Origin of the sequence: Bittarella massiliensis (ex Durand et al. 2017) (assembly GCF_017566145.1) — a bacterium.
In the GTDB taxonomy this organism is placed as follows: domain Bacteria; phylum Bacillota; class Clostridia; order Oscillospirales; family Ruminococcaceae; genus Bittarella; species Bittarella massiliensis_A.
Genome location: NZ_JABFCL010000135.1, coordinates 1 through 229, shown reverse-complemented (window position 1 = coordinate 229; position 229 = coordinate 1). Strand labels below are relative to the sequence as shown.

The 229-nt window shown below is 54.6% G+C and carries 1 protein-coding gene; it reads right to left on the bottom strand.

Translation table 11 applies throughout. The features are described from left to right. On the bottom strand, positions 1-229 hold a 229-nt coding region (locus HJY11_RS13755), incomplete at both ends, for a DUF3100 domain-containing protein (protein ID WP_208076477.1).

Sequence of the window (229 nt, the reverse complement as noted above, 5' to 3'; positions counted from 1 at the left end):
AATCCGTAACCAGGGCAAGATTTGACTCCCGATTGATGGAATGAGTCGCGCCGATGGCCTCTCTTTTGAGCCCCAGCAGAAGCGCAAACGGCAGCGCCAGGAAAATGGTTCCTAAGTTTCCGATCTCCTGCAACAAAAGTGCCGGTCCCGCCGACAGTACGACCTCAATGCTGGCGCCCGCATTGATTCCAAGCTTTGCGATAAACGGGCAGATTGCAACGATCACCAG